Source organism: Pyruvatibacter sp. (assembly GCF_040219635.1).
In the GTDB taxonomy this organism is placed as follows: Bacteria; Pseudomonadota; Alphaproteobacteria; order CGMCC-115125; family CGMCC-115125; genus Pyruvatibacter.
This window is the reverse complement of sequence record NZ_JAVJSC010000009.1, coordinates 92109-115527: the sequence shown is the minus strand read 5'-3', so window position 1 is coordinate 115527 and position 23419 is coordinate 92109. Positions and strand designations below refer to the sequence as shown.

Sequence of the window (23419 nt, the reverse complement as noted above, 5' to 3'; positions counted from 1 at the left end):
GCGCGTGGCTATACTCCGGCGCAATTGAGCGGGCTCAGCCGGAATCGGTCGGGCCCGTGTTTAATTTTCGGCAGTTTTCGGCGCTTTTTCTCTTGCTTTTGAGGGGTGCGACGGGCCGCCAGCAACAGCACATACCACCTCTAAAGACAGAGACTGAAACATGACAAAGCGCACAAGCGCCAAATACAAGATCGACCGCCGCATGGGCGAGAACATTTGGGGACGTGCCAAGAGCCCGTTCAACACACGTTCTTATGGCCCCGGCGAGCATGGCCAGCGTCGCAAGTCGAAGGTATCTGACTTCGGCGTTCAGCTACGCGCCAAGCAGAAGCTCAAGGGCTACTATGGCGACGTGACTGAAAAGCAGTTTCGGGCCACGTACGAAGAGGCCGTGCGCCTGCGCGGTGACACCGGCGAGAACATGATCGGCCTTCTGGAGCGCCGGCTGGATGCGGTTGTGTACCGTGCCAAGTTCGTGCCGACGGTGTTTTCCGCGCGTCAGTTCGTCAACCACGGTCATGTGCTGGTGAATGGTCAGCGCGTTACCATCCCCAGCTACCGGGTGAAGGAAGGCGACGTGATTTCCGTCCGCGACAAGTCCAAGCAGCTTCCGCTGGTGCTCGAAGCCATCGGGTCGCCGGAACGTGACCTGCCGGACTACCTGGACGTGGACCACAACAAGATGACTGCTACCTATGTGCGCATCCCGCAGCTTATGGATGTGCCTTACCCGGTTGCGATGGAACCAAACCTGGTGGTGGAGTTTTACTCCCGCTAAGTTTGTTCCCATACGGACGATCAAAAGGGCTGCTCTTTCCGGGCGGCCCTTTTTGTTTGTGGGGAGGGTCCCTTACATCATGTTTCGCGCGCAATTATGAGCTTGGTGAAAGGTTCCACCAGCGCATCTGCCGCGTCATCCCACGATACGACGCGGGATGTGACCGGCATTGGATCAAACGCGCCGGACTGAATGAGCGCCATTGGTTCGGGCATCACCGTGTGGGTGTGTACCCAGCCTGTGTGAAGTGAGATGGCGTTGCGGTACATGTGAAACATCGGCACCGGCACGTCGCCGCCAATGTACACAGCAGCGCTGGTTGATGTGCACACTCCGGCGCGGCCGGTCATGCGCAGCAACTCGGCGATGGTGTCAGGCCGGGCGCTGGCATCAACGGTAATGTCAAAGCGCTGGCGAATGCCGTCCAGCCATGTGGTGCCCAGTTCCCAGATCTCAGCACCATATCTTTGCGCTATGGCGAGGCGCGACGGGTCATGGTCCGCATAAACAACGCGGCCTGCACCCAGCGTTTTTGCGAAACCGACGGCAAACAGGCCGATAGACCCCGGCGCCGCTCCACCACACACCAGAACATCCGCTCCCGGACGTTCCTTTATGTGGGGGGCGATGGCGCGATACCCATCAGGAATGTTATCGCCCAGACCTGACGCCTTGAGCGGATCCAGCCCTGTTGGCAGAGGCGTCAGCATTGTGTCTGCCCAAGGCACAGGCACAGTGTCCTGCAAAAAGCCGCCCCATTCCGGGGCTGTGGGTGCCCAGCCGTAGGCGGCCTCGCGGTCAACAGATATGCACATGGCAGTGTGTCCACGCCCGCAATGCAGACAACTGCCGCAGGCGATTTTCCACGGCATGATCACCCGGTCACCGGGTTTCACTCTTGTTACCTGCGACCCGGTTTCCAGCACCTCGCCTACACCTTCGTGGCCGAGGGGAACCGGACCTTTAAGCGGTACGGCACCCTGAATGACCGCACCGTCCATATCGCAGGTGGAGACTACCAGCGGCCGGACCAGGGCACCTGTCTCGCCGGGCAATGCGGGTGCGGGAACGTCTCGCCACTCCACGTGCCGGGTGCCGATATAATTGAGTTGCTGCATCTGGCCTCTCCATTTCTGATTTAGACCAGTCTATATAATTTTTATCCTGTGCTACACGTGAATTGTGCAAACTGCTTTGCACTCATTGGCAGGAGGTTAGGCGATGCCGCGAGCAGCGGAGCACAAACAGGCGCTTGTTGAGGCGGCGGCCGGGCTGTTTCGGCGGCGTGGCTATGGTGCGAGTGGACTCAACGACATTCTCGCAGCATCGGGCGCTCCCAAAGGATCGCTCTACCACTATTTTCCCGGCGGCAAGGAGCAACTGGCAACCACAACGGTCAAGGCGGGTGGCATCGTTGTGGCGGCGACGCTTGGGGAGCTTGCGGCCGCCAGCAAGGATGGTGATGTTTACCTGCGCGGGTTTGCAAAACTGTTGTCCGGGTGGCTGCGCGCATCCGATTTCAGGGACGGATGCCCGATATCCACAGTGTTGCTGGAGATGGCGGGGGAGAGCGAGATGATCTGTGAGCAGGGTCATACCGCCTATGATAAATGGCGGCAGGTGAGCGTGGATAAGTTTTTGGCCGATGGGCTATCGGCGCGGGACGCACGTGCGCTTGCAACGCATACTTTGTGCGCGTTTGAAGGCGCGATGATGGTGGCGCGGGTTGAAAAGAAAGACGCGGCGATCAAAAACGCGGCGTCACTCTTATGCCGTCAGCTTGCGACCATGAAGGCGTAACCCTTAAGTCATCCCTGCCGTGAGCCGGTATTGCACTCAAGAGGGGTAAGGTGCGCTTATGCCTCTGCCTGCGCTTCCATCTCAATGCCCTTGCCGGCCAGGTAGTCGCGCAGTTCGCCTTCTTCAAACATCTCGCGGATGATGTCGCAACCACCAACAAACTCGCCCTTCACGTAAAGCTGGGGGATGGTCGGCCAGTTCGAGTACTGCTTGATGCCTTCGCGCACGTCCATGTCATCCAGCACGTTGACGGATGAAAACTTCACGCCGAGATAGCTCAGGATCTGCACCACGGTGGATGAGAAGCCGCATTGCGGGAACACCGGTGTGCCCTTCATGAACAGCATCACGTCATCGCCCTTGATGGCGCTGTCAATTTTGTCGAAGGCGGGAATATCGCTCATGGTCGTGGTCCTTTGCGGTGCCGCTACTTTGGAGCGGATGTCTGGAGTGCCAGCGCGTGGAGCTCGCCGCCCATGCGGCCCTCCAGCGCGTCATATACCATTTTGTGTTGCTGCACACGGGTAAGGCCGGCAAACGCCGGGGTGGTAACAACGGCTGAGTAGTGGTCGCCGTCGCCTGCCAGATCCTCGATCGTTACCTCGGCGTCAGGCAATGCGGAACGGATCAGCTTTTCGATCTCGGCAGCAGCCATCGCCATGGTGAAACCTCCTGAAACCCTAGTTGGTGTGCGGTTTTTCGCGTCGCGGTGCGGCTAATGCGTAGCATCCATATAGGCCGGGAACCAGCCTTCATGGGCTTTGCGCATTTGCTGAACAGATATGGGGTCGCACCCTTGCGCCGTCAATTCCATGCCGCCAACCGTGCCCAGACGGCGCGCGCGCACGCCGGCTTTTTCTGCGGCACGCAGGGCATTCTTTGTGAGATCAGCGGGCAGGGCAATGATGTAGCGCGCCTGATCCTCGGCAAACAGCGCCGCATGTGCCGCGATGCCCTCGGGCAGCGTAAAGGCCGCACCAATGTTGCTGGCCATGCACAGTTCGGCGATGGCGACATACAGCCCGCCGTCTGACAGGTCATGACAGGCAGTGAGGCGCCCTGTGGCAATCAATCCACGCACGAAGTCACCGTTGGTGCGTTCGGCCACAAGGTCGATGGGGGGCGGTGCCCCGCCTTCGGTATCGAGGTTGAGGCCCAACACGTCACGCAGATAAAGCGACTGGCCCAGATAACCCGCTTCGGCGCCGATAAGAATGAGGTCGTTGCCCTCTTTCATGCCGTCCATGCGGGCGTAGATGCGGGCGTCGTCAATCAGGCCGATGCCGCCAATGCCCGGCGTTGGCAGAATGCCGGTGCCGTTGGTTTCGTTGTACAGCGACACGTTGCCGGACACGACCGGGTAGTCCAGTGCCTCGCAGGCGTCCTTCATGCCGAGGATGCAGCCGGCAAACTGGCCCATGATTTCGGGTCGCTGCGGGTTGCCGAAGTTCATGCAGTCGGTGATCGCCAGCGGTTTGGCCCCGGTGGCGGTGAGGTTGCGCCATGTTTCCACCACGGCCTGCTTGCCGCCCTCTTTGGGGTCGGCCTTGCAGTAGCGCGGCGTGACATCAACGGTAACGGCGAGCGCTGTGTTGGTGCCGTGGACACGCACAACACCGGCGTCGCCGCCGGGGCGCTGCAGCGTGTCGCCCATAATGGTGTGGTCGTACTGCTCGTATATCCAGCGGCGAGAGCACAGGGCGGGCGAGCCGAGCATCTGCACCAGCGTCTGCGCCGCATTGGCCGGCGCGGGTGCGTTGCTTACATCAAACGGTGCGGGCGGTGTTGTGAACTCGTAGGGTCGCTCATACATCGGCGCGTCGTCATTGAGGCTGTCGAGCGGCAGGTCAGCCACCAGCACGCCCTGGTGGCGCACGGTCATGCGGCCCGTATCGGTAATTGTTCCGATGACGGCGAAGTCGAGTTGCCATTTTTCAAAAATCGCGCGGGCAACATCCTCGCGGCCCGGCTTGAGCACCATCAACATGCGCTCCTGGCTTTCAGACAGCAGCATCTCATACGCCGTCATGGCTTCTTCGCGCACCGGCACGTCATCAAGAATAAGCTCGATGCCGACATTGCCCTTGCCCGCCATCTCAACGGATGAACTGGTGAGGCCTGCTGCCCCCATGTCCTGAATGGCGACGATGGCGTCTTGCTCCATCAGTTCAAGGCAGGCTTCCAGCAGCAGTTTCTCCGTAAACGGATCACCCACCTGCACGGTCGGGCGTTTGTCCTGGCTGTCATCGTCAAACTCGGCGGATGCCATGGTGGCACCGTGAATGCCGTCGCGCCCGGTCTTGGAGCCGACATACACCACCGGATTGCCGACGCCCGACGCTGCGGCATAAAAAATGTTGTCTGCCGGGGCCAGACCCACGCACATGGCGTTGACCAGAATGTTGCCGTTGTAGGCCGGGTCAAACTCCACTTCGCCGCCCACCGTCGGCACGCCAAAACAGTTGCCATAGCCGCCGATGCCGGACACGACGCCTTCCACAAGGTGGCGGGTTTTTTCGTGCTCCGGTGCGCCGAAGCGCAGCGCATTGAGATTGGCAACGGGGCGCGCGCCCATGGTGAACACATCGCGCATGATGCCACCCACGCCGGTGGCAGCGCCCTGATAGGGTTCAATGAATGACGGGTGGTTGTGGCTTTCCATCTTGAAAACCGCAGCGAGGCCGTTGCCGATATCGACGATGCCGGCATTCTCGCCGGGGCCGCAAATCACCTGCGGGCCGGTGGTGGGAAGCTGCTTCAGCCACACGCGTGATGACTTGTATGAGCAGTGCTCCGACCACATGACGGAATAAACGCCAAGCTCGGTCATGGTCGGTGTGCGGTTCAGGGCACGCAGCACGCGGGCATATTCTTCGTCGGTGAAACCGTGTTCCGCAACAATCTGCGGCGTGATTTCCGGCTCGCGGGCGGCGGGGTCTGCCGATGGCAGTTCGCCGGATTGCGCTGCTGCATTGCTCATGAGAGCGCCTCCATCAGGCCTTCAAACATCGGGCGGCCATCGCTGCCGCCAAGGGCGGGCTCAATCAGCCGTTCGGGGTGGGGCATCATGCCCAGCACCCGCAAATCTTCTGAGTAGATACCGGCAATGTTGGCGCGCGATCCGTTTGGGTTGGCATCGTCACCGGGCGCGCCGCTTTTTGTGACATAGCGAAATGCCACGCGGCCTTCGCCTTCAAGGCGGGCGAGGGTGTCATCGTCGGTAAAGTAGTTGCCGTCATGGTGCGCAATGGGAATGCGGATGGTTTTTCCGGCCGCGTATTTTTGGGTGAAGGGCGTGTCGTTGCGTTCAACGCTTAGATGCACGTCCTTGCACAGGAACCTGAGGCCCGCATTGCGCATCAACGCGCCGGGCAGCAGGCCTGTTTCGGTGAGCATCTGAAAGCCGTTGCAGATGCCCAACACGTACGCGCCGTCGGCGGCACGTTTTTTCACGGCAGCCATGACAGGTGAGCGGGCGGCCATCGCACCGGAGCGCAGATAGTCGCCATAGGTGAAGCCGCCGGGCAGCACCACAAGGTCAGCTTGGGGAAGCTCGGTTTCGGTATGCCAGACTTTTATCGGCGCGCGCCCGGTGATGCGCTCAAGTGCCACCAGCGTGTCGCGGTCACAGTTGGAGCCGGGGAATGTAACAACGGCGGCCTTCATTATGATGCACTCTGGGACGAAGCCAGTTCGATGGAATAATTCTCGATCACCGTGTTGGCCAGAAGCTGCTCGCACATGTCCTTGATGACAGCTTCGGCTTTGGCCGGGTCCGTCTCGGCGATGTCGAGGTCTATGACCTTGCCCTGGCGGACACTCTCAACGCCCAAGAAACCCAGATTGCCGAGGGTCTTTTCTATGGCCTTGCCCTGCGGGTCGAGGACGCCTGATTTGAGGGTGACGTGAACGCGTGCCTTCATGGATGTGTGTTCCCCCGGCTGTTCTGGCGGGGCCTCTTTGGTTCAGGGTCGAATCGAAATCTGTTTGGCAGAAAATATCAGCAACAGCGTCTTTGCGCGCCTGCCGGACCTGCAAGGCTGCTCCTTCACCAGCGCCTACTTCACCAGCACGGGGCCGGAGCGTGGGGTGGTATCGTCGTTGCTGGTGTAGATGCCAAGGCGGCGGGCAACCTCCTGATAGGCGTCCATCAGCCCGCCCATGTCGCGGCGGAAACGGTCCTTGTCCAGTTTCTCGTTCGTGGTGGTGTCCCACAGGCGGCAGCTATCGGGGCTTATTTCATCGGCCAGAATGACCCGCATCATCTCGCCTTCAAACTGACGGCCAAACTCAATCTTGAAGTCCACCAGCTTGATGCCGATGCCCAAAAACAAGCCGGACAAAAAGTCGTTGATGCGCAGGCTCATGGCCATCATGTCGTCAATCTCCTGGGGGGTGGCCCAAGAAAACGCGGTGATGTGTTCTTCTGTTACGAGCGGGTCGTCCAGCTCGTCGGATTTGTAGGCGAACTCGATGATGGAGCGGGGCAGCGGTGTGCCTTCCTCAATGCCAAGGCGCTTGGCCAGCGAGCCCGCGGCCACGTTGCGAACCATCACTTCAACCGGGATGATTTCCACTTCCTTGATGAGCTGCTCGCGCATGTTCACCCGTTTGATGAAGTGGGTCGGCACACCAATCTCGTTGAGCTTGGTAAAGATGAACTCGGAGATGCGGTTGTTGAGAACGCCCTTGCCGTCAATCAGCTCATGCTTCTTGTTGTTGAAGGCGGTGGCGTCATCCTTGAAATGCTGAATGAGGGTGCCGGGCTCAGGGCCTTCGTAAAGGATCTTGGCCTTGCCTTCGTATATTTTTCTGCGGCGCGTCATAAAACTGAATCCATCCCGGATTGATGCCGTTTTTGGTGATTTGTGCGGTGCGACCTCTTGACCTTGGCGGCAGTCGCGCTCACGTGTTGCTTTAGCGGAAATTGGCAGCTATGCCTAGCTGAACTTGGGCGCGGTCACGTGCCGGATTTTCGTATTTTTCGGCAAAAATCTGCCATTTCGGGGGCTGTCACTCCCATATGCATGGCACCTAACTGCAAGGGGCGTTTACCCATGAGTTCACTTGATAAGCGCGGCAAGGACTTTGAAAACAAGTTCGCCCATGACCAGGAACTTGAGTTCAAGGCCGTGGCGCGCCGCAACAAGTTGCTGGGCCTGTGGGCTGCAGAGGCGATGGGGCTGGACGCGGATGCTGCGGCTGCCTACGCCAAAGAGGTTGTGAAGTCCGACTTTGAAGAAGCCGGCGAAGAGGATGTATTCCGCAAGGTGTCTGGCGATCTTGAGGCGCGCGGCGTGGATAAGTCCGAACATCAGATCCGCCGCACCATGCAGGAATTGATGGTGAAGGCCCGCGAGCAGGTTGCGACTGAAGGCTAGGCTTTCTGGGTTGCCTTGAGCAGCGCTGCATATTGGCGGATTGCTGTTTCACGGATTTGCGCTTCGCTGGCCTGCGGTATCAGCCACTGGTCGCGGTGGCGGTGCATGGCGGGCCAGGCCATCATTTCAACGGCGTTGCGTGCGGCCACATCAGTCACCACGCCCGGAGCCTTCCATTTGCCGATGAGTGCGATCAGCTTGCCCATAAAGGCGCCATGCACTTTTTCCGCCTGTAGTTTTTCAAACTCCGGAAGTTCCAGTGACAACTTATCAATCAGCCAGATGCCTTCGCGGAAGGCATCCAGCAGGTCATAAACTTCGGCTCCTATTTTTCTGAGCGTCGCCACATCGGGCGCGCGGTCTGCTGCAATGGCCGCGTCGAGGGTTGGCCATTGGGCCACGTCGCTAATCCGCTGGTGCGCCATGGCGATGATTTTTTTCATCGGCAACGGTGCGACCGGCAGTGGCGTTGCGGGCAACTCATCGTCAAAAACATGCAGGAAGGCGAGGGTGAGCAGACCCTCCTTTCCCTTTGCATATGTGTAAAGCGCGGCCGGTGACAGGCCCGCTTCCAGGGCCACATCGGCCATTTGCGTGCGATGGAAGCCGTGACGCGACATGCACTCAAAGGCAGCTTTTGCCACCAGCGCTAGCCGGGCCTGCGGTGTTTCTCCCCGCTTTGAGCGACGGGTGGGATTTTCAATCTGGGACATGGCTTGCGACTCAACACTCCGGAACACAGCGAGATAATAACACTTGACGACCGACGTTAATTAAATGAATGATTCAATCAATTAACTGCTTCGTGTCACAGGGTGGATTTTCCATGGGCTCATTTACTTTACGTTTCAGACGGTTCGGGCGCTTGTTTGCGCTGATGCTGGTGGGCGTCGTTACGGGTGCGCTCCCAGGTTTTGCCCAGCAGGGTGGTGGCTGGACCCATTATGGTGGTGACGCGGGGGGCAGCCGGTATAGCGCGAGTGCCGCGATCACGCCTGACACCGTGGGCGATCTGGAAATCGCCTGGCAGTACGCCACCGGCGATCTTGAGGCGCGCCCTGACGCTGTAACCCGCAGCGCATCCGAAGGCACGCCGATTCTGGCGGGCGGTGCGTTGCGGCTGTGCACGCCGTTCAACGAGATTGTGTCTTTGGACCCGGCCACGGGCGAGGAGCAGTGGCGCTATGACCCGCAGATTCCGACGGACTATATGCCCGCCAATCAGTTTATCTGCCGTGGCGTTGTCTATTGGCAGGATCCGCAGGCAGGTGGCGGGAGTGAATGCGCGGAACGGATTTTCATGGGCACGAACCACGGCCGCCTGATCGCCGTGGATGCTACTACAGGTCGTCCGTGTACGTTGTTTGGTGAGAATGGCACCGTTGCCATAGATCCCGGCATGGATTTGTGGTGGCCCGGCGAGTTTCAGATAACGTCGCCGCCTGTCACTGTGGGCGACACGGTGATTGTCGGGTCTGCCATTGGTGACAATGCCCGCGCGGATGCACCCAAGGGTGCCGTGCGCGCGTTTGATGTCCGCACCGGCACGCCACGCTGGGAGTTTGATGCGGTGGCGCGCGGGGCCGTCGAGCAGCCCGGCAGTTGGCAGGGTGAGCAGGCGGCCCGCACCGGCCACGCCAATGTGTGGGCGCCCATGTCGGTTGATGAAGCGCGCGGGCTGGTGTTTCTGCCAACGTCCTCGCCCTCGCCGGATTTTTATGGTGGTGAGCGTCCCGGTGACAACCGCTATGCCAATTCCGTGGTGGCACTTGACGGCGCGACCGGCACAGTACGCTGGCATTTTCAAACGGTGCATCATGATGTGTGGGACTATGACCTGCCGGCACAGCCAAGTCTGGTGACCATAAACAAGGGCGATGGTCCGCGCGATGTGGTGGTGCAGGTGGCCAAGACCGGCTTTGTGTTTGTGCTGGACCGAGATACCGGGGAGCCGGTTTTTCCCGTCGATGAAGTGCCGGTGCCACAGGATGGAGCGTCGGGTGAGGAGTTGTCCCCAACCCAACCGATGCCGCAAAAGCCGCCTGCGCTTGTGCCGCATTCGATTGTACCTGACGATGCCTGGGGATTGACCTTCTGGGATCGTGGCCGGTGTCGGGATGCGATTGCGCGCTATCGCAATGACGGGCTTTTCACCCCGCCCAGCGAGCAGGGCACGCTGATGTTTCCGTTTTCCGGCGGTGGTGCCAACTGGGGTGGAATGGCGTTCAACCCGCAAAGCCAGATGATGTATGTGAATACGTCGCGCGCTTTGCATGTTGTAAAGCTCATTCCACGTGATGAGTTTGCGGATGCCAAAGCTGCCGAGCCCGGCAAGGAAATCAGCCCGCAGGCCGGAACACGCTACGGCATGAAGCGCGATCTTGTTCTGTCGCCCCTGAGTCTGCCCTGCAACAAGCCGCCCTTCGGGGTATTGCACGCGATCGACCTGTCCACCGGCGACATTGCCTGGGAGGCAACGTTGGGCACCGTGCGCGACATCGCGCCCGTGCCGCTGCCGTGGAAGCTTGGAACGCCCAATTTCGGGGGGCCGCTGGTCACGGCGGGCGGTCTTGTTTTCATCGGTGCGGCCATGGACGACTATCTGCGCGCATTTGATGCGGCGACGGGCGATGAAGTGTGGAAAGGCCGGTTGCCCGGCGGCGGACAGGCTACGCCCATGACCTATGAATGGCAGGGCAGACAATATGTGGTTATCTCTGCCGGCGGTCATTCGCGGTCCACAACAACGCTGAACGACAAACTGGTCGCTTTCGCGCTGCCATATAATGAAGGCAGGGTAGAATGACGCTCGCGCCGAATCGGAGCTTCGTTCATGCCGCCCTCCAAACCCAAGACCAAACTGCCCGACAGCCTCAACCGACCGGATGCAGCGCTTGCGTTGCTGGGGTATTTTTACCCAATTCACTACAAAGCGGGCATCCGGGTTGAGGATACGCTGCGCAACAAGGGAATGCGCTCCGAGCTTGGTCGTCATCAGGTAGCTGTCCTGTGGCACATCCACTCCGCCGGCAAGGATGGCAAGTCGATGCGGCGCAAGGACATAGAGCAATCGCTTCGGGTCTGGTTCGAGATTTCAGGGGCCGCCATCACCAAGGCAGTGCGCGCCATGGCGGCACCGCCCTTGTCGTTGGTAGTGCAGGTGGAAGACCCCGTGTCGGCGCGTGAAAAGCTGGTGAAGCTGACGCCCAAGGGCGAGCGGTATATCGCTGCCATGATGGATCGCGGCGTCGAGGTCATCCAGGACATCATGGAGCCGATGGATGCGACTACCATCCGCGAGGGGATCAAGTTTTTTGAAGCCATCACCAAGTCTATCGCGGCAATGGAGCGAGGGGATAAGTAACCGCCGGTTCGACCGGGTGTCTTGCGCGCTTTTACCTCCCCCTTGTGGGGAGGTCGGCACGGATGTGCCGGGTGGGGGGGCGGGCGGTTGCTGACTGATCTGCGGGGGCTGCCGTCATGCACACCCCCCACCCCAACCCCTCCCCACCTCCTATCTACAAGGCGGGAGAGACTGGTTATGAAAACGCTTTTACGGCCTGATGAGTGTCCATGAAGTCGCGGAACTTTTGCCATTTTCCGTCGCGCATGGTGATGACATGGACAAAGTCTGACTTGATGTCGCGGCCGGTGGATTTGGCTGTCAGGTGCAGCACGCCGGTAACAATCACCTTGTCGGCATCGGCCAGAAACTCCTGCGGCTCGAACACGTGAATGTCCACGGATGACAGCACGGTTTCAAAAAACCGGCGTGCGCCCTCCATGCCGTCATACATGTCTGCATACGGAATAATGTCGGCAGGCCCGTAAAACTCAATGCGAATGTCGTCGCTGCACAAGGCCAGAATGGCAGGGATGTCGCCCGCGCCGAAGGCTTCAAACAGCTTTTGTGTGGCGGCGATGTTGGTTTGCTGGAGGCTCATTATGCGGCGTCCTTCCGGGCTGGCGTGAGAATAAGCGGAAGCGTTGCCAGCCCGTGATTGAGCAGGCTTGCGCGTTGGGGTTCCGGCGTGGTGCCGCCCAGCGAAATATCCGCATAGCGATCAAGCATTGCGTTCATGAGTTCGCGGGCTTCTGCCTTAGCCAGTGCTGACCCTAGGCAGTGGTGAATACCCACGCCAAAGGTCAGTTGCTTGTTGAGGTTGGGGCGATCAATGTCGAATGCGTCAGGGTCGGGAAATATGGCCGGGTCGTGATTGGCGGCTGCAAAAAACAGCGCCACCCAGTCTCCCTGCTTTATCTGGCGGCCGCCAATCTCAGTGTCTTTTTCAGCAATGCGGAACAGGCGTTGCGGCGGGCCCGAGTGGCGCAGGCTTTCGTTCATGAAGCCCTCAAGGGCGCTGCGGTCAGCGCGCAGCCGTGCGGTGATGTCCGGCATGGTCGCCAGATGATGCAGCAGGTTGCCGAGCAGGAAGGTAGTGGTTTCAGCACCGGCTACAACAAGCGTCAGGCAGAAGCGGATGACTTCATCGCGCGTCAGCTTTTCGCCGTCCGCTTGCGTGGTCAGGAGTGCACGCATCAGGCTGTCGGGCACTGATTTGCCCGCTGCCAGCGCTTCGTCCATCGCCGTCACCTGCTCAACAAAATACGTGTACAGCTCAACGTTTGAGGTCTGCCGTTGTTCCGGCGTCAGGTCGGCAGACAGCATGAAGGCTGTGCCCCAGTAGCGAAATTTTGCAGCAATCCCGTCCGGCAGGCCCAGCAGATGCACCATCACACGCGCGGGCAAGGCGGCGCAGATGTCGGTCATCGCCTCGATGCCGGTGCCTTTGTCACGTTCAATTTCGTCAAGCAGGTGATGCACCATCGTGCTCACATGCGGTGACAGCTCCTCAATGCGTTTGCGGGAGAATGCCAGATTGACGATGTTGCGCAGGCGGTCATGCTCCGGGTTGTCGTGGTTGACCAGCATCAGCGTCGGCGCGGAGGACGCCTCCTGAAGCGGGTCGCGTGACGAAAACGTGCGGTGGTCGCGGGCGGCCTTTGACACATGGTCGTAGTCCAGCAGCACCCACGCATTTACCGGCTCGTCTTCGCCGGGCACCGTGCCCGGCGGGTAGTCGCGGTAGCCCTGCACGGGGGCAAACGGGCGGAGTTGCGCATAGAGCGGGTAGGGGTTGGCGATGGTGTCGCCGGTGGGCAGGGCGGCGATGAGCGCTGCAATGTCTGCGGCCATTGGGGCTTCCTCCTTGGGCGGGAGGGGTGGTGCCTCCCTTTATTGTTCAATCAGTATATTGTTTACAGAGTAAACAATCAAGGTGTGAAGCTGGTGGCCGCGCCTGCCTCCCGGTATCCCTGACCTTATCGGGGGTCCGCTCGCTTTCGCTGTACAGTTGATCCTGTGCGAGGTGGCTCCGGATCAAGTCCGGAGCAACGGATGATTATGCTTTGCGGGTTTGCTGCAGCTTGTGCGCAAGGCCTTCAAGCGTGGTCAGGTGACGCTCGCGTTTGGGCGGGTCGTAGGTGGTCGCGTTGACGGCGCGCACCAGCACACGACGGATGGTGAGGTCATCGGGATCCTGGTCAATGTCCAGCACGTTGAGACAGCACGTGTCCTGCTCGAACTGGCCGAAGGTTTTGAGCCCGGTGCCCAGCGCCCAGCCCAGCAGCACACGGTTGACGCCGCCATGGGCGACCAGTGCCATTGTGTGCCAGTCGGGCGTCTTCAGCAGGCCCTCAAAGGCCGGCACGACGCGGGCCTCAAAATCCTCGAACGCTTCACCGTTGCGGTATTTCATGCCCGGCTTGTGCGCATTCAAAAACGCGTAGGCCACTTCGTTCAGGTCGTCGGGCAACGGCACAGGGTCGGGCGCCGAGCCTTGCTCGTAGGCGGCCTGGGCGCGGTCTGAGCGCAGCTCTTCGAGGTCCGGCACCTGTTCCACCGGCATGTCGCGGTCGCCCAGAATGCGGTCCAGGGTTTGGATGGTGCGCGGCAGGCCGGAGCATACGGCTTTGTCGATGGGGATATCGGCCATCATTTTCCCCATGGCGTCCGCCTCCTGCTGGCCCTGCGTCGTGAGGTGCACGGCGCGCGGGTCCGCCACGATGGAGCCATCATTGGTGACATAGGCAACGTCGCCGTGGCGGAACAGATAGACGCGGCGGCGCAGCGAGCCGTCAAAGGCAATGCGGGGAGGTGTGGTCATGGTGGCTCCAAAGTCTGTTTGTGTGTTTCGGTCATCAGTATAGGCGCTGCGCAACATTTGTGTGGCGCGAAGCCGGCTACATGGCTCGCGCTCATACTCCCATTATGCTTTTCCGTGGCGTGACCACGGAACCCAGGGCAGCCGGTTAGCGTGGTCGTGTGGCTCTGGGCCCCGCGGTCAAGCCGCGGGGAGGCAACGTATGTCTAACTTTTTGCCTTGCTTCTTGCTTCTTGCTTTTCCGTGGCTTGACCACGGAACCCAGGGCAGCCCGCAAGAGTGGTCGTGTGGCTCCGGGCCCAGCGGTCAAGCTGTGGGGAGGCATTGGAGAGGGGCCGAGCATCAGCATCCGCGCGCGGGGTCCGCCGCCGGTGTGCAGTCAACAAAGCTCCCAAAAGGTAAGGGAGGCGGGGAGCGCCTGAGGTCTGCTGTGCGCAAATCTCATGCGATATCAAACATAAGGCGGCAGTCCTCAGACGCTCCGCGCGCAGATGTGCTTCTGCGTGTGTCCTCGCGCGGGCGCAGGAGGCGATTAACCCCACACGTTCCGCGTGATCCTCTCGTCCGCACTCCCGCACTTTGGAACCGCACGGCCTGAGACGGGGCCAGCTTTTTCAGGGCGTGACCAGGATCAAAAACACGCAGCCCTTCCAGCGCGCCCACGTTACTTGCGCGCTACGCTGATGCAGCGTCCCTCCACGTTCCCAAGGAGATAAAACCACACCAGCCTTCCAGGCATCCGCTCCCCCACCCAGGTCCGGACGGCCCGGAGTGCCCTTGCGGCGGGAGATACGGGTATTATCGGTGACGCTGAGGGGGCGTGGATAAGTTTTTTGAAAAAAAACACCTACCCACGAGGGGGGAGGGCTTATATCTACCCAAACACCCGCTTGAAAATCGTGTCCACGTGTTTGGTGTGGTAGCCCAGGTCAAACAGGTCTTCGAGTTCGGCGTCTGACAGGATCACGTCCTTGTCGGCTTTCAGCAGATCAATGAACACGCCTTCGCCGCGCCACACGGGCATGGCGTTGCGCTGAACCAGACGATAGCTGTCTTCGCGGCTGACGCCTTTTTGCGTCAGCGCCAGCAGCACGCGCTGCGAGTGCATGAGGCCGCCGAGCTTGTCCATGTTGGCCTGCATGTTTTCAGGATAGACCACGAGTTTTTCCATCACCCCGGCAAGGCGCATCAGTGCAAAGTCGAGGGTGACAGTGGCGTCGGGGCCGATCATGCGTTCGACGCTGGAGTGCGAAATATCGCGCTCGTGCCACAGGGCGACGTTTTCAAGCGCTGGTATCACCATGCCGCGGACGATGCGGGCGAGGCCGGTGAGGTTTTCGGTCAGGATCGGATTGCGCTTGTGGGGCATGGCGGAGGAGCCTTTCTGACCGGCAGAGAAAAACTCTTCCGCTTCCAGAACTTCCGTCCGCTGAAGGTGGCGGATTTCGGTTGCCAGCCGTTCAACGCTTGATGCGATCACGCCGAGCACCGCAAAGAACTGCGCGTGACGGTCGCGCGGGATCACCTGGGTTGAAACGGGTTCGGGCGTCAGGCCAAGCTGCGCGGCCACATATTCTTCCACGCGCGGGTCAATGTTGGCGAAGGTGCCGACGGCGCCGGAAATGGCGCAGGTGGCAATCTCGGCGCGGGCGTGTTCAAGCCGTGTCTTGCAGCGGTCAAACTCCGCATAGGCCTGCGCCAGCTTGATGCCAAATGTGGTGGGTTCGGCGTGGATGCCGTGGGAGCGGCCGATGGTAACAGTATCTTTGTGTTCGTAGGCGCGGGTTTTGAGCGCTGCCAGCAATATGTCCATGTCGGCCAGCAGCAGGTCTGCGGCGCGGGTGAGTTGCACGGACAGGCATGTGTCCAGCACGTCGGATGAGGTCATGCCCTGGTGCACGAACCGGCTGTCGTCGCCGATGAACTCTGCGAGGTGGGTGAGGAAGGCGATGACGTCGTGCTTTACCTCGCGCTCGATCTCGTCGATACGGGCCACATCAAACTCGGCCTTGGAGCCCTTGTCCCAGATGTTTTTTGCGGCCTCTTCGGGAATGACGCCAAGCTGCGCCAGCGCCGTGCAGGCATGGGCCTCGATCTCGAACCAGATGCGGAACTTGGTTTCGGGCGACCAGATGGCGACCATTTCCGGGCGGCTGTAACGGGGGATCATCGGCGGGCGCTCCAAAGGCTTTGTGCGGGGAAGGGCTGGGTGAGCCTGTTGATACGCCAAGGCCTCACGGCCCTCAACCACGTTTAGCGGGGATGAGACATGCGGTGGGGCTGGCACCGAGCATTTGCCAGGCAGCAGCAAAGGGGGGGGGGCCGATGTTACAGCAACCCCAACTGCCGCAGGCTGGCGTGGGTGCCCTTGCCGATGACGAGGTGGTCGTGGACGGCAACGCCCAGCGGCTTGGCGGCGTCTTCGATTTTCTTGGTCATGTCCACGTCGGCGCGGCTGGGTGTCGGGTCGCCTGACGGGTGGTTGTGGACGAGGATGATGGCGCTGGCACCAAGCTCGAGCGCGCGTTTCACCACCTCGCGCGGGTAAACGGGGGTGTGGTCCACAGTGCCGCGGCTTTGTACTTCGTCGGCAATCAGAACATTTTTGCGATCGAGAAACAGAATGCGGAACTGTTCGTTGCGTTCATACGCCATGGCGGCGGTGCAATAATCCACCATCGCCTTCCAGCTTGTGATGGCGGGGCGTTCCAACACCTGCGCCTGCGCCAGCCGCAGTGAGGCGGCCTGCACGATCTTGAGTTCCGTCGCTACGGCGTCTGAAACGCCAGGCACTTCCACCAGCCGCTCAACGGGCGCGGTGATGACTTCGTTGAAACCGCCGAAGCGTTTGAGCAGGTCTTTGGCCAGGGGCTTGGTGTCGCGGCGCGGGATGGCGCGAAACAGGATGAGTTCGAGCAGTTCATAGTCGGGCAGGGCATCCGCACCGCCCTTGAGAAACCGTTCGCGCAGGCGCTGGCGGTGGCCGGTGTGGTGCGGCGGCTCCGACTTTTTGTCAGCCTGGTTTGACTTCGCAGAGTCTCGCGCCGGTTTGGGAAGCGGTCTGCCGCCGCTGTCCTCAAAGCCCGCCATGCGGTGCGCCTGCCGGCTCTAGCTGTAGGGCAGGCAATGAAGACCCGCCGGAGAGGTTGTGAAAATCTCGACGCCGTCTTCCGTCACACCAATGGAATGTTCAAACTGTGCCGACAATGAGCGGTCGCGGGTGACCGCCGTCCAGCCGTCAGACAGCAACTTTACGTGCGGGCGGCCCAGATTGATCATCGGCTCGATGGTGAAGAACATGCCCGGTTTGAGTACCTGACCTTCGCCACGGGTGCCGTAATGCAGAATGTTGGGTGCGTCATGAAACACACGTCCCAGACCGTGGCCGCAAAAATCGCGCACCACGCCGCAGCGCTCGCCCTCGGCATATTGCTGAATGGCTGCGCCAATGTCGCCCAGCTTGGCGCCGGGTTTGACGGCTTCGATACCGCGCATCATTGATTGATAGGTAATGTCGATCAGCCGCTCGGCTTTGCGGTTGATGTCACCCACCGGGTACATGCGGCTGGTGTCGCCGTGCCAGCCGTCCACCAGCAGCGTGACGTCGATGTTGACGATGTCGCCGTTTTTCAGCGCCTTGTCGCCGGGGATGCCGTGACACACCACATGGTTGATGGAGGTGCACGATGAGTGGCGGTAACCGCGATAGCCATAGGTCGCGGGCACCACACCGTGGTCCAGCGCGAACTCAAGCACGCGCCTGTCCAGTTCTGCGGTCGTGACGCCGGGCACAACGAGCGGTGCCAGCATGTCGAGCGCGGCCGCCGACAACTGACCGGCCTTGCGCATTCCCGCAAAGCCTTCTGCTCCGTGCAGCTTGATGGCGCCCGTATTGACGAGCGGCGCGTCGATGGCGTCCACATAGTTCATCGGCGGTTTGGCCTCTTAGATGTCGATGTCGAGTTGATAACTCAGCGTGATGGCCTCGGGTGATATGTCGCAACCATAACACAGTGTTTCAACACCGCGACCCTTGGCGATGTCCAGAGCCGCAGCATATTTCGGGTCGATGTCGTCCGCCAGTGTGAACCGCTGTGTGCCGGGATATTGAACCAGATACAGCATCACGGCGCGGTGGCCCTGCTCGGCCATGTCGCCCAGTTCCACCAGATGCTTGGCACCGCGCGCCGTGACAGAATCAGGAAACTCGGCAAGTCCGGGTTGGCGCATCAGGTGGACGTTCTTGACCTCCACATAGGTGAGCGGCTTTTGGTCGTCTTCAAGCAGAATATCAATGCGGCTGTTCTGGCCGTATTTCACCTCGCGGCGCAGGCTGGCGTAGCCCGTGAGTTCGGCAATGCGGCCGGCCTCGATGGCCTCTTCCGCCAGCTTGTTGGGCATGGATGTGTTGATGCCGACAAGGGTGCCATTCACCTCTACCAGTTCCCATGAATAGGCCAGCTTGCGTTTGGGGTTGTCGGACTTCGACAGCCACACACGGTTGCCCGGCTCATTCAGCCCCAGCATCGCACCGGGGTTGGCGCAATGGGCGGTAATGGTCTCGCCGGTGTCGAGGGTGACATCGGCCAGAAAGCGTTTGTAGCGCCTGATGAGCGTGCCGGGCACGAGGGGAGGGAGTTTCATGGCACGCGGTATCGGCTGGTGGCGGCTGTGGGTCAAGGTTGCAGTCAGGGGTGCTGTGCGCAGACGCGCTGCGTGCTATATCCGCGCCCATGAGTGACTCAGACAAAAAAGTAACCGCCGCCGTCTTGATGATCGGCGATGAAATCCTCTCCGGGCGGACGCAGGACAAGAACCTGGGCTTCATTGCCACATGGCTTGGCGAGCGCGGCATTCGGGTGATGGAGGCGCGCGTGGTGCCTGACATCGAGGCTGAGATTGTGGATGCGGTGAACACGCTGCGGGCGAAGTTTGACTATGTGTTCACGTCCGGCGGTATCGGCCCCACCCATGACGACATCACGGCTGATTCCATTGCTGCGGCATTCGGTGTGGGTATTCACCATCACCCCGACGCCATGGCGCGGCTTCAGGCGCACTATGATGCGTCGGGCATCGAGTTCAATGACGCCCGCCAGCGCATGGCACGGATTCCCGATACGGCCACGCTGATCGACAATCCGGTATCCAAAGCACCGGGCTTTCAGATCGGCAATGTGTTTGTGATGGCGGGCATCCCGTCAGTGATGCAGGCGATGATTACCGGCATCGAGGATCGGCTGACGGGCGGGGCCAGAATGCTGGCGTGCTCTGTGGCCGGACAGATAGCCGAAGGCACCGTCGCGGCACCGCTGGGCGCGCTGCAAAAGAAATATCCAACCGTCAGCATGGGGAGTTATCCCTATTACAAAGACGGTACATTTGGCGCCAATCTGGTGTTCCGCACGACGGATGCAGCGCTGCTGGAGACGGTGAAACACGAAGCCATCGAGATGGTTCGCGGGCTTGGCGTTGAGCCGGTTGTCGGCGACGGAACCTAGTTGCAGCGCTCGCAAGCCCCCTGTATCGCTGCGTTAACTTAGATTTCGTGACAGATTGGCAACACCAGTAACAACATTACGAAGATTTCAGGTGATTGGCCGAGGAATCCATTAGTATGAGTCTCAGGAGCGGTTATCGTTCTGCCCGGATAACAAGGTCGGCAGTAAGGCCGAATAGCAAGGGTGGTGCGATGCGCGTCGCTAGGGTGAGGCCTGGTCTTCACCCGAACCGGAGCATCGACCGTCCATAAACGACTGGCAGCCTGCGTTGGCCGATACCGGCTTTCGCGGGTACGCTGTTCAGGGAACATCACCCCCTAACATGGGGGCGGGGAAACCTCTTGAGGGAGACAAGTATGAAAAAGATTCTCGCAGGCGCATTTGCCGCTGCATTCATGATGACGGGCTCAGCTTTCGCGCTCGACAGCAGCTACGAAGCAACCAGCAAGGCTGGCACGCACCAGTTCTATGTGTGGTGCACCGGCGCTGCCGACAGCCAGACAACGGCTGATGGCGCCAACATGGAAGAAGCAATGGCTTCCGTGCAGGCATCCGTTGCCGGCACGTGCAAGCCCGTGTGGCAGGGTCTGGTCAACTAACCAGCTCTTCAGCGACGCGTATCCAACTCGCTCTTAACGGAGCGGCAAAACGGCGGTTCCTGTGAAAACAGGGAGCGCCGTTTTTGCGTTTGGCAGCAGAGTTGTAGCGTCGTCACCCCGGACCTGATCCGGGGGCCACTCGCATTTCAGGTTTTTCGGGGTGCTGCTGTTGAGGTGTTGGCCGCAGCAAGGTGTGCGCGACCAACAGCCAGTGTACCCGTCGCATCGCGAGTAGGCCCCGGATCAAGTCCGGGGCGACGGTGAGCATTTGGAGCCGTGCAACCACTGTCTCCCGGTCAAGTTGGAGGGGGCGTGGTCTTTGTACCCGGATCTGACTGGATGCAAATGATTCTGCGCGCCTGTGGATCGACTCGAATTGGTGAGTCGTTTCAGGTGGTTGAGTCGTTATCCACAAAGGCCTGAATCGGCGACGCCTACGTGTCTGTCTTCACCAGGCGCAGATAGGGCCGCACTTCGCGAAACGCGATGGCTGGCGGCGCGTTGTGGTCGTCTTCAACGTCCAGTTCCACGCGGGTGGTATTGGGCAGCGTCTCGCCTTGTTCGGCGTCCAGCACCTCTATGGTTTCGGTCCACTGGCGCACCAGCGGGTCCGAGCCGAGCCAGAACGGGTCTTCGAGGGGGGCAAAGCAGCCCAGCACGCGTGACAGGCGACCGTCGGCTGCGGCCAGCGGCAGCAGAATGAGTTCAAAGCGCACGGTGCGTTCGCGCATACTTTCAGCGGCAAACTCCACCAGCACCGGCTCAGCGTTGCCGATCACCCGTTCCAGCAGGCCGGTCATGGTGGCGCGGCCTTCGCCCTGCCACAGGCTGGCAAAATCCTCGCCGCGCAGTTCAAAGCCGTAATTGGCGCAGATTGCCGTGCCGGCCAGCCTGAACGTAAAGCTGCCCGGCTTTTCGAGTTCCACAATGAACATGTCCGGCAGGTGCCGTTTGATGTCGCGCGGTTCAATTTCATCGCGGCGCGGGGCCTGGCGCCCGGCAGCCAGCCGGAACCAGTAAGCAAGAAGATCGCGGGCGGCTCGCGTTTTGGTCATGGGTACGCGCTCATACTGGTGGTCGGCTTCTGGTCGTGTCCCGAAGAAGCGTCCCTGGTTGATCCGTTGGGCATATCCGGGACACCAATCGTGCCGCTGCGGCACAAAAAGACCCGGAAACTGGCCGTGTACCCTCAAGGGAGCACGCGCTGTGCCAGCCTGCCTGAAGCGCTGGGGATGGATTGTTCTTTTCAGGGGATAAGCGGAAAAAACCGGGCAAAACCGGCCAAAACCAGTCAAGACGAGAGTTCAGTCGTTTTTGCCAGGGTGACGGGCGATGCCGTCGGGCGGCGTTACCACCACCGATTTATAGTGAACGGGCCGGTTGGTGCCGGTGTCTATCATCTGCACCTCAAGGGGCGCGCCGGTGTCTGCGCTGTGAAAACGCACGGGTGCCGGTGTGTCGCCGGCAATTTTCCATTTGTTGCCCCATTGGGCCAGCGCCATGACAGCGGTGCCCAGTTCCTTGCCCTTTTGGGTCAGCACGTATTCGTAGCGGGCGGGGCGCTCCTGATATTTGCGCCGCTCCAGAATGCCGTGGCTTTCAAGGTGGCGCAGGCGGCGTGTCAAAATGTTGCGGGCGATGCCAAGCCGCTCGCGAAAGTCCTCAAAGCGGGTAAACCCGGTCAGGGCTTCGCGGATAATAAGCATACTCCACCACTCGCCTATGATCTCAAGCGAGCAGGCGAGCGTACATTCAGAGTTGGCAAAGCTGGTTCGGCGCACCCATGTCTCTCCTGTCAGGTATCACTGGCCTATCACGTTTTGCTGCCGGTGGGGGTGTTGCCCGTTGTTAACAGGGGAAAAGTGATAATAGTGCGTTGCATGACGCAACCCACTATGGCAGCCTAAGTTTCTTGGTGCAACTCACCTGACTCTCGTGCTGCCGCCAAAGGGCGGGTCGCCGCCTTGACTGGCGGGATGGTTTGGCAGGGTCAGCGTTGCGGGGCAAGGCCTATGGTGGCTGCCTCCGAAGGTGGGGAATAGGGTGTGAGCAGGCAGGTTATCATTGCGATTGTGCTGCTGGTGGTTGCCGGTGTCGCTGTCTTTTTCATGTCGGGCGCATCTGACGCCGTAAGCCAGAATGCGGACCGCGACAGGCTGCTGCCCGTTGAGGTGGCCGAGGTTGACATGCGGGACGCCTTTGAGGCCGAGGCGCGCTATGCGGGCCGCATCACCGCCAGCCGGTCCAGCAATCTGGGGTTTGAGCGTCCGGGCCTGTTGGCTTCTGTGGCCGTTGATGAAGGCGCGAAAGTAAAGGCCGGCGACGTATTGGCTTCGCTTGATACGCGGAGCCTTGAAGCACAGCTGGCGCAGGCCCGCGCGCAGGAAAATGAGGCGTCGGCCCGCCTTGCCCTGGCGAATGTTACGGTCAACCGCCAAAAGCAGCTTCTCGACCGCAAGAATGTATCCGAGCAGCGCTATGACGAGGCACGGTTCAACCGTCAGGCGACCGCCGCCCAGCTTGCCGGTGCGCGCGCCAGCATTCAGGCGCTGGAAGTGGCGTTGGAGCTTGCCACCATCCGTGCGCCGTATGATGGCGACATTGTTGCGCGCATGGTGGATGAAGGCACGGTGGTCAACGCCGGTCAGCCGATTTTCCGGCTGCTGGAGAGTGCAGCCCTTGAGGCGCATATCGGCATTCCGCCTGAAACCGCGGCTACGCTGAACACCGGCACCATTTATCAGGTGGATGTGCGCGGACAGTTGTATCCCGCCGTGCTGTCGCAGGTGCTGTCCGAAGTGGATGCCGAGACACGCACGATTTCAGCAATCTTTCTGGTGGAAGCCCCGTTGAGTGATGTGCGTGCCGGTGAACTGGCGCGCGTCGTGCTGACGCAGGAAGTGCGTGAGCCGGGGTTCTGGGTGCCGCTCGAGGCGCTCAGCGAAGGGCGGCGCGGGCTGTGGGCGGTCTATGTGGTTGCGCCCGATGATGCAGATGGCACGCAGGAAGCCGTGATTGAAAATGCCGGTGTGATTGAGCGCCGCACGGTGCAGCTTTTGCACACCGAAGCAGCGCGTGCCTATGTGCGCGGCACGCTCAGGGACGGCGAAGCCTATGTATCGAACGGCACTCATCGCCTTGTGCCCGGACAACGGGTGCGGGTGTTGGATGCGGTGGCGCAGGTTCAGTAACTCTC

General features: G+C 60.6%; 25 protein-coding genes. 8 read left to right on the top strand and 17 right to left on the bottom strand.

The annotated features are described in order from the left end of the window. Positions 1 to 160 precede the first annotated feature (160 nt). Positions 161 to 778: a 30S ribosomal protein S4 gene (gene rpsD / locus RIB87_RS12785; RefSeq protein WP_350147250.1), complete on the top strand. Its 618-nt coding sequence runs from the start codon at positions 161 to 163 to the stop codon at positions 776 to 778. Between the two features lie 77 nt (positions 779 to 855). On the opposite strand, the gene RIB87_RS12780 is transcribed toward rpsD, so the two are convergent. Further along, entirely contained in the window at positions 856 to 1896 is a 1041-nt protein-coding gene (locus RIB87_RS12780) for a zinc-dependent alcohol dehydrogenase (RefSeq protein WP_350147247.1), read from the bottom strand. Positions 1897 to 1999: 103 nt separating this feature from the next. On the opposite strand from RIB87_RS12780, the gene RIB87_RS12775 reads away from it, so the two are divergent. Next, complete coding sequence (locus tag RIB87_RS12775; protein ID WP_350147245.1) at positions 2000 to 2578, top strand: TetR/AcrR family transcriptional regulator; 579 nt, start codon at positions 2000 to 2002, stop codon at positions 2576 to 2578. Between the two features lie 56 nt (positions 2579 to 2634). On the opposite strand, the gene grxD is transcribed toward RIB87_RS12775, so the two are convergent. The 6 genes from grxD to purC all read right to left on the bottom strand — a co-directional run bounded on the left by grxD (position 2635) and on the right by purC (position 7404). Continuing rightward, on the bottom strand, positions 2635 to 2982 hold the full coding sequence (grxD, locus tag RIB87_RS12770) for a Grx4 family monothiol glutaredoxin (protein WP_350147243.1): 348 nt from the start codon (positions 2980 to 2982) through the stop codon (positions 2635 to 2637). Positions 2983 to 3005: 23 nt separating this feature from the next. Next, the gene (locus tag RIB87_RS12765) at positions 3006 to 3239 is read right to left on the bottom strand and encodes a BolA family protein (protein WP_350147241.1); all 234 of its coding nucleotides are present in this window, start codon (positions 3237 to 3239) and stop codon (positions 3006 to 3008) included. Between the two features lie 54 nt (positions 3240 to 3293). Further along, positions 3294 to 5558, bottom strand: a complete 2265-nt coding sequence (gene purL / locus RIB87_RS12760) for a phosphoribosylformylglycinamidine synthase subunit PurL (protein ID WP_350147239.1) — start codon at positions 5556 to 5558, stop codon at positions 3294 to 3296. Next, positions 5555 to 6244, bottom strand: a complete 690-nt coding sequence (gene purQ, locus RIB87_RS12755) for a phosphoribosylformylglycinamidine synthase subunit PurQ (protein WP_350147237.1) — start codon at positions 6242 to 6244, stop codon at positions 5555 to 5557. Before purQ ends, purL begins: the two co-directional genes overlap by 4 nt. Further along, positions 6244 to 6501, bottom strand: a complete 258-nt coding sequence (purS, locus tag RIB87_RS12750) for a phosphoribosylformylglycinamidine synthase subunit PurS (protein ID WP_350147235.1) — start codon at positions 6499 to 6501, stop codon at positions 6244 to 6246. Before purS ends, purQ begins: the two co-directional genes overlap by 1 nt. Positions 6502 to 6636: 135 nt before the next feature. Continuing rightward, entirely contained in the window at positions 6637 to 7404 is a 768-nt protein-coding gene (purC, locus tag RIB87_RS12745; protein WP_350147233.1) for a phosphoribosylaminoimidazolesuccinocarboxamide synthase, read from the bottom strand. Positions 7405 to 7635: 231 nt separating this feature from the next. Between purC and RIB87_RS12740 the strand changes: the two genes are divergently transcribed. Then, complete coding sequence (locus RIB87_RS12740; RefSeq protein ID WP_350147230.1) at positions 7636 to 7959, top strand: DUF1476 domain-containing protein; 324 nt, start codon at positions 7636 to 7638, stop codon at positions 7957 to 7959. Here the strand turns inward: RIB87_RS12740 and RIB87_RS12735 are convergent. Then, positions 7956 to 8672, bottom strand: a complete 717-nt coding sequence (locus RIB87_RS12735; protein ID WP_350147228.1) for a TetR/AcrR family transcriptional regulator — start codon at positions 8670 to 8672, stop codon at positions 7956 to 7958. The genes RIB87_RS12740 and RIB87_RS12735 overlap by 4 nt on opposite strands. Before the next feature lie 113 nt (positions 8673 to 8785). Between RIB87_RS12735 and RIB87_RS12730 the strand changes: the two genes are divergently transcribed. Beyond that, positions 8786 to 10765, top strand: coding sequence for a pyrroloquinoline quinone-dependent dehydrogenase (locus tag RIB87_RS12730; RefSeq protein WP_350147225.1), 1980 nt, complete (start codon positions 8786 to 8788; stop codon positions 10763 to 10765). A gap of 27 nt (positions 10766 to 10792) precedes the next feature. Next, on the top strand, positions 10793 to 11323 hold the full coding sequence (locus RIB87_RS12725; RefSeq protein WP_350147223.1) for a MarR family winged helix-turn-helix transcriptional regulator: 531 nt from the start codon (positions 10793 to 10795) through the stop codon (positions 11321 to 11323). Positions 11324 to 11498: 175 nt separating this feature from the next. On the opposite strand, the gene RIB87_RS12720 is transcribed toward RIB87_RS12725, so the two are convergent. The 7 genes from RIB87_RS12720 to sfsA all read right to left on the bottom strand — a co-directional run bounded on the left by RIB87_RS12720 (position 11499) and on the right by sfsA (position 18767). Next, positions 11499 to 11903 (bottom strand): nuclear transport factor 2 family protein, encoded by a 405-nt coding sequence (locus tag RIB87_RS12720; protein ID WP_350147220.1) that lies wholly within the window; start codon positions 11901 to 11903, stop codon positions 11499 to 11501. After that, entirely contained in the window at positions 11903 to 13156 is a 1254-nt protein-coding gene (locus RIB87_RS12715) for a cytochrome P450 (RefSeq protein WP_350147218.1), read from the bottom strand. Before RIB87_RS12715 ends, RIB87_RS12720 begins: the two co-directional genes overlap by 1 nt. Before the next feature lie 205 nt (positions 13157 to 13361). Continuing rightward, positions 13362 to 14126, bottom strand: a complete 765-nt coding sequence (locus RIB87_RS12710; RefSeq protein ID WP_350147215.1) for a histidine phosphatase family protein — start codon at positions 14124 to 14126, stop codon at positions 13362 to 13364. A gap of 871 nt (positions 14127 to 14997) precedes the next feature. Continuing rightward, positions 14998 to 16293: an adenylosuccinate lyase gene (gene purB, locus RIB87_RS12705; RefSeq protein ID WP_350147213.1), complete on the bottom strand. Its 1296-nt coding sequence runs from the start codon at positions 16291 to 16293 to the stop codon at positions 14998 to 15000. Positions 16294 to 16451: 158 nt separating this feature from the next. Continuing rightward, positions 16452 to 17213 (bottom strand): RadC family protein, encoded by a 762-nt coding sequence (gene radC / locus RIB87_RS12700; protein ID WP_350147211.1) that lies wholly within the window; start codon positions 17211 to 17213, stop codon positions 16452 to 16454. An 18-nt stretch (positions 17214 to 17231) separates the two neighbouring features. Beyond that, positions 17232 to 18053 (bottom strand): type I methionyl aminopeptidase, encoded by an 822-nt coding sequence (map, locus tag RIB87_RS12695; RefSeq protein WP_350147209.1) that lies wholly within the window; start codon positions 18051 to 18053, stop codon positions 17232 to 17234. Between the two features lie 15 nt (positions 18054 to 18068). Then, entirely contained in the window at positions 18069 to 18767 is a 699-nt protein-coding gene (gene sfsA / locus RIB87_RS12690; RefSeq protein WP_350147207.1) for a DNA/RNA nuclease SfsA, read from the bottom strand. 89 nt (positions 18768 to 18856) lie between these two features. Between sfsA and RIB87_RS12685 the strand changes: the two genes are divergently transcribed. Both RIB87_RS12685 and RIB87_RS12680 read left to right on the top strand, forming a co-directional pair. Beyond that, entirely contained in the window at positions 18857 to 19624 is a 768-nt protein-coding gene (locus RIB87_RS12685) for a competence/damage-inducible protein A (RefSeq protein WP_350147205.1), read from the top strand. A gap of 356 nt (positions 19625 to 19980) precedes the next feature. Next, positions 19981 to 20223 carry a hypothetical protein gene (locus tag RIB87_RS12680; protein ID WP_350147203.1) on the top strand — a complete coding sequence of 81 codons (243 nt, stop codon included), beginning with the start codon at positions 19981 to 19983 and terminating at the stop codon, positions 20221 to 20223. Between the two features lie 434 nt (positions 20224 to 20657). On the opposite strand, the gene RIB87_RS12675 is transcribed toward RIB87_RS12680, so the two are convergent. Continuing rightward, positions 20658 to 21278, bottom strand: coding sequence for a PAS domain-containing protein (locus RIB87_RS12675; RefSeq protein WP_350147201.1), 621 nt, complete (start codon positions 21276 to 21278; stop codon positions 20658 to 20660). A gap of 249 nt (positions 21279 to 21527) precedes the next feature. Continuing rightward, positions 21528 to 22004 (bottom strand): winged helix-turn-helix transcriptional regulator, encoded by a 477-nt coding sequence (locus RIB87_RS12670; RefSeq protein ID WP_350147199.1) that lies wholly within the window; start codon positions 22002 to 22004, stop codon positions 21528 to 21530. A gap of 264 nt (positions 22005 to 22268) precedes the next feature. Here RIB87_RS12670 and RIB87_RS12665 point away from each other — a divergent pair, with 264 nt between their 5' ends. Beyond that, complete coding sequence (locus RIB87_RS12665) at positions 22269 to 23414, top strand: efflux RND transporter periplasmic adaptor subunit (protein WP_350147197.1); 1146 nt, start codon at positions 22269 to 22271, stop codon at positions 23412 to 23414. Positions 23415 to 23419: the final 5 nt, after the last annotated feature.

Excerpts from the sequence above, each read along its gene's own strand:
- RIB87_RS12730 (WP_350147225.1), top strand. The coding sequence starts at position 8,786 with ATGGGCTCATTTACTTTACGTTTCAGACGGTTCGGGCGCTTGTTTGCG.
- purB (WP_350147213.1), bottom strand. The coding sequence starts at position 16,293 with ATGATCCCCCGTTACAGCCGCCCGGAAATGGTCGCCATCTGGTCGCCC.
- purS (WP_350147235.1), bottom strand. The coding sequence starts at position 6,501 with ATGAAGGCACGCGTTCACGTCACCCTCAAATCAGGCGTCCTCGACCCG.
- sfsA (WP_350147207.1), bottom strand. The coding sequence starts at position 18,767 with ATGAAACTCCCTCCCCTCGTGCCCGGCACGCTCATCAGGCGCTACAAA.
- RIB87_RS12680 (WP_350147203.1), top strand. The coding sequence starts at position 19,981 with ATGAAAAAGATTCTCGCAGGCGCATTTGCCGCTGCATTCATGATGACG.
- RIB87_RS12765 (WP_350147241.1), bottom strand. The coding sequence starts at position 3,239 with ATGGCGATGGCTGCTGCCGAGATCGAAAAGCTGATCCGTTCCGCATTG.
- RIB87_RS12710 (WP_350147215.1), bottom strand. The coding sequence starts at position 14,126 with ATGACCACACCTCCCCGCATTGCCTTTGACGGCTCGCTGCGCCGCCGC.
- RIB87_RS12780 (WP_350147247.1), bottom strand. The coding sequence starts at position 1,896 with ATGCAGCAACTCAATTATATCGGCACCCGGCACGTGGAGTGGCGAGAC.
- map (WP_350147209.1), bottom strand. The coding sequence starts at position 18,053 with ATGAACTATGTGGACGCCATCGACGCGCCGCTCGTCAATACGGGCGCC.
- RIB87_RS12735 (WP_350147228.1), bottom strand. The coding sequence starts at position 8,672 with ATGTCCCAGATTGAAAATCCCACCCGTCGCTCAAAGCGGGGAGAAACA.
- RIB87_RS12725 (WP_350147223.1), top strand. The coding sequence starts at position 10,793 with ATGCCGCCCTCCAAACCCAAGACCAAACTGCCCGACAGCCTCAACCGA.
- purQ (WP_350147237.1), bottom strand. The coding sequence starts at position 6,244 with ATGAAGGCCGCCGTTGTTACATTCCCCGGCTCCAACTGTGACCGCGAC.
- RIB87_RS12740 (WP_350147230.1), top strand. The coding sequence starts at position 7,636 with ATGAGTTCACTTGATAAGCGCGGCAAGGACTTTGAAAACAAGTTCGCC.
- RIB87_RS12775 (WP_350147245.1), top strand. The coding sequence starts at position 2,000 with ATGCCGCGAGCAGCGGAGCACAAACAGGCGCTTGTTGAGGCGGCGGCC.
- RIB87_RS12720 (WP_350147220.1), bottom strand. The coding sequence starts at position 11,903 with ATGAGCCTCCAGCAAACCAACATCGCCGCCACACAAAAGCTGTTTGAA.
- grxD (WP_350147243.1), bottom strand. The coding sequence starts at position 2,982 with ATGAGCGATATTCCCGCCTTCGACAAAATTGACAGCGCCATCAAGGGC.
- rpsD (WP_350147250.1), top strand. The coding sequence starts at position 161 with ATGACAAAGCGCACAAGCGCCAAATACAAGATCGACCGCCGCATGGGC.
- radC (WP_350147211.1), bottom strand. The coding sequence starts at position 17,213 with ATGGCGGGCTTTGAGGACAGCGGCGGCAGACCGCTTCCCAAACCGGCG.
- RIB87_RS12685 (WP_350147205.1), top strand. The coding sequence starts at position 18,857 with ATGAGTGACTCAGACAAAAAAGTAACCGCCGCCGTCTTGATGATCGGC.
- purL (WP_350147239.1), bottom strand. The coding sequence starts at position 5,558 with ATGAGCAATGCAGCAGCGCAATCCGGCGAACTGCCATCGGCAGACCCC.
- RIB87_RS12675 (WP_350147201.1), bottom strand. The coding sequence starts at position 21,278 with ATGACCAAAACGCGAGCCGCCCGCGATCTTCTTGCTTACTGGTTCCGG.
- RIB87_RS12715 (WP_350147218.1), bottom strand. The coding sequence starts at position 13,156 with ATGGCCGCAGACATTGCAGCGCTCATCGCCGCCCTGCCCACCGGCGAC.
- purC (WP_350147233.1), bottom strand. The coding sequence starts at position 7,404 with ATGACGCGCCGCAGAAAAATATACGAAGGCAAGGCCAAGATCCTTTAC.